Annotated in this window: 3 protein-coding genes; all 3 read left to right on the forward strand. The window is 60.0% G+C overall.

Annotated features, from left to right (window positions below; genetic code table 11):
- On the forward strand, positions 1-636 hold a 636-nt coding region (locus EN884_RS31935; RefSeq protein WP_164895288.1), incomplete at its 5' end, for a substrate-binding domain-containing protein.
- Positions 637-705: 69 nt separating this feature from the next.
- Complete coding sequence (locus tag EN884_RS31940; protein ID WP_063170564.1) at positions 706-2,193, forward strand: sugar ABC transporter ATP-binding protein; 1,488 nt, start codon at positions 706-708, stop codon at positions 2,191-2,193.
- A gap of 2 nt (positions 2,194-2,195) precedes the next feature.
- Positions 2,196-2,748, forward strand: a 553-nt coding sequence (locus EN884_RS31945) for an ABC transporter permease (RefSeq protein ID WP_164895289.1), incomplete at its 3' end; no start/stop codon positions are given.

Below are 2,748 nucleotides of genomic sequence, written 5' to 3' on the forward strand. Positions count from 1 at the left end.
CAAATGGCCAAGGCGCTGTTCGCCGCCATCAAGCCGGGGCCTGATGGCAAGAAAGTGATCGGCGTGGTGAACGGCACCGCCGGCACCTCGGTCGCCATTGATCGCCGCAAGGGGCTGGAAGACGCTCTCAAGGAAGCGCCCGATGTGCGCGTCGCCGGCGAAGTCGATGGCAATTTCGTCCGTGATACGTCACAGACCGCATTTGAATCCCTCTTCCAGGGCAACCCGGACATCACCGGCGTCTGGGCCGCGAATGGCGGCACCGCGACCGGCGTGATGGCTGCGCTCAAGAACCATGGGAAAGCGCCCGGCAAGGACGTTATGGTCGTCGGAATGGATCTCAACCCCGAGAATGTCGATGCGGTAAAGTCCGGCGACCTGCTTTTCGATATTGGCGGTCATTGGCTTCAGGGCGGCTTCGCCCTTGTCGCCCTTTTCGATCAGATCAAGGGTATTCCGGTTCCCGCCGGCGCCGACAATGTCAAGCTGAAGCTGCTGCCGCTGACCAAGGATCGCGTTGCGCAGTTCGAGAAGGACTTTCCCGGCGGCGTGCCGACATATGATTTCCGGCAGCACTCGCGCTTCTACAACAAGGACGCCAAGCCGGCCGTGTTCGAGATGCAGTATAGCAACTGAACGTCCGATTGGACCTGCCCGCAATCCCACGGTTGCAGGCAGGCCCTGCCTGGCATTTGGGCGTAGTCAATGATGACACTTGCTGCGAGCGACCTGCGCAAAAGCTACGGCCAGACACGTGCCGTGGTCGGCGTATCCGTAGTGCTTCGGCCCGGCATGGTTCACGCCATCGTCGGCGAAAACGGGGCCGGCAAATCGACGACCTTGCGTATGCTTGCGGGCGCAGAGCGGCCTGACAGCGGCGTCATGACGTTGGATGACGCAAGCTATGCACCACCAAGCGTCATCGGTGCGGCGGCCCTTGGCGTATCGCTTGTATACCAGGAAATCACGATCAACCGTTCGCTGACTGTTGCCGAAAACATCTTCATCGATCGCCTGCGGCAGTTCGCCGGCCCCCTCGGCTTTATCGATCGCAGACGTATGGAAGCCGCGTCGCAAGCGATCCTGGAACGGATCGGCGCGCAAATATCAGTCTCTGCCGATACAGGCCGCCTCAATCTCGGCGAGCTGAAATGCATCGAGATCGCTCGAGCGCTGTCTACAAATCCGAAAATCCTGCTTCTGGACGAATCCACCGCCTATCTCGATCATCGAGAGGTTCAGGCTGTCCTTCGCGTCATCAGCGAACTCAAGGGGCAGGGGATGACCGTCGCCTTCGTGTCTCATCATCTCGACGAGGTGCTTGCGGTCGCGGATGAATTGACGATCCTGAAAGACGGGCAATATGTCGGAACCTATCGCACGACCGAGATCGAGCCGAATGAAATTCATCGCCGCATGGTGGGGCGCGAGCTCGCCAGAAGCATCTATCCGCCGCGGCCGCCGGGAGATCCAGGCAAGCCTGTTGTCTTCGAAGCCTCCGAGGTCGCCGTTGGGCGAGAACTCGGCGGCGTCAGCCTGGATGTGCATGCCGGCGAAATCCTCGGCCTTGCCGGATTGAAGGGCGCTGGCGCCGAGGCGCTGTTCGCAGCCATTTGCGGCGACTTGCCCTTGCGTGGTGGCTCGATGAAGCTTGCGGGTGGTTCTTATGCGCCGTCGAGTCCGACTTTCGCCTGGGGACAGGGCGTCGCCTACCTGCCGGGTGACCGTCACAATGAGGGCCTGATCGCCGACTTCAGTATCCTCGACAATCTGGTGATGGCCCGCCCGCCGCATCATGGGCCGTTCTTTGATCGCGCCGCTGCCACTGCTATCGCGGGTGACCTGATCGCCCAGATCGGCATCAAGACACAAAGCGTCGATTCGTCCTGCCGTTCGCTCTCGGGCGGTAATTTGCAAAAGGTGGTGATCGGCAAATGCCTGGCTGTCCAGCCGCGCTTGCTCCTGCTCAACAATCCTACACGCGGGGTCGATATCGGCGCCCGAACGGAAATCTATCGCCTCGTCAGGCAGAAGGCGGCGCAGGGCCTCGCCGTGATCCTGTCATCAGAAGACATGCCCGAACTGATCGGTATGTCGGACCGCTTGCTGGTGCTCCGGCAAGGACAAATTACGCATCGCATCGAGACGGCAGCCGATGCCACCGAGCATGACATTATTGGACATATGGCCTGACCATGGAAACGAACGTGACCTCGATCGCCACCAAGACACCGAACGCAACCAGGGAACCCGGCGTCAATGCCAAGTTCGAAGTCGTCAAACGCGGCTTTCCGCTTGCCATGCTCGTCCTGCTCATTGTGATCTTCTCGATGGCCTCGCCACGCTTCCTGACCTTCAGCAACCTTCTCATCGTGCTTCAACAGGGCACGGTGCTGCTGGTTGCTGCGCTCGGCATGACCTTCGTCATCATGGCCGGTTCAATCGATCTTTCGGTCGGTTCAATTGTTGCACTCGCGGCATTGGCAGCCGCATTGACAGCTGACAGCCTTGGCGCCGCGGCGATCATTCCCGCCATTGCCGTCGGTGCTGTTGCCGGATTGATCAACGGTGTTCTCCTGGCCAAAGGCAAGGTGCCGTCCTTCATCGCAACCATGGGAGCGATGGTGGTCTATCGCGGCATCGTGCTGCTTTTTACACGTGGCGCTCCTGTCTCGATCGAGGATGAGCAATTGCTTGATGTCTATACCAATCGGACTTTGGGCATTCCGCACTCCGTGATCATTGGCC

Source organism: Mesorhizobium sp. M7A.F.Ca.AU.001.01.1.1 (genome assembly GCF_004022735.1).
Classification (GTDB): Bacteria; Pseudomonadota; Alphaproteobacteria; order Rhizobiales; family Rhizobiaceae; genus Mesorhizobium; species Mesorhizobium ciceri.